The sequence below is a fragment of the Leucothrix pacifica genome, assembly GCF_003172875.1.
GTDB classification, from domain to species: domain Bacteria; phylum Pseudomonadota; class Gammaproteobacteria; order Thiotrichales; family Thiotrichaceae; genus Leucothrix; species Leucothrix pacifica.
The window spans coordinates 889-1,684 of sequence record NZ_QGKM01000130.1; the positions used below are offsets into that span (position 1 = coordinate 889).

The 796-nt window shown below is 36.8% G+C and carries 1 protein-coding gene; it reads right to left on the reverse strand.

Annotation, left to right across the window (positions count from 1 at the left end; all coding sequences use genetic code 11):
- On the reverse strand, nucleotides 1–696 hold a 696-nt coding region (locus DKW60_RS23170), incomplete at its 3' end, for a LysR family transcriptional regulator (protein WP_109840018.1).
- Nucleotides 697–796: the final 100 nt, after the last annotated feature.

The following is a 796-nucleotide window of genomic DNA, read 5'->3' on the forward strand; positions in this document are numbered from 1 at the left end:
GATGGCCTCAACAGAAGTTGATTTGACTTTGATAGCTGGTTTTAAAGAAAACTGGTTCCATATTACATTGATATTAGCTTCAGACTCATCCTGAGTTAGCATCAAGTATTTTTCTTCAGCTATATCTTGCATATTAACATTCTCCATGTTGGAGAATTTATGGCCTTCAGCACACCACAAACTTCTTCTAGATCGGAATAAAGTTTCCACTTTTATATTTTCTGATGTACTTACATTAGATGTAAGTACGAAAGCCAAGTCTATTTCATCATTTAATAGCTGTTGTTCTAGGAGTTCTCTTGGATTTTCAATTAATTCTATTTGTACATTTGGGTAAACTTTTTCAAACTCCCCTAGTAGCTTAGGTAAAAAGTAGCCGACGACCGAAGAGGAGGCGCCTAAAACAATTTTACCCTCTACATTTAGTGTTTCATTTTGAAACGCAAAAATCGAATCATCGAGTAGTTTAATAATTGACTTAGAGTTATGTAGAAAACGATGACCATCATAGGTAAGCGTTACCCCCTTGCTGTGTCGATCAAAAAGCTGCACGCCAAGTAGCTCTTCTAAATGTTTAACAGCATCGGCTACCGCTGACGCACTCATATTTGTTGCTTCCGCTGCCAGCTGAAATTTTCTTGTTTCAGCTGTGGCTATAAAGTAGCGTAGGTGTCGAAAAGTAATCGCAGAGTTCATATAAATAATACCTGTGGGGAAGAGATAAAATATAAGCTTATTCTAATGCAATTTTCTCTGTACACGACAATTTAGAAATCCACGATTGAAAAGCCATAGC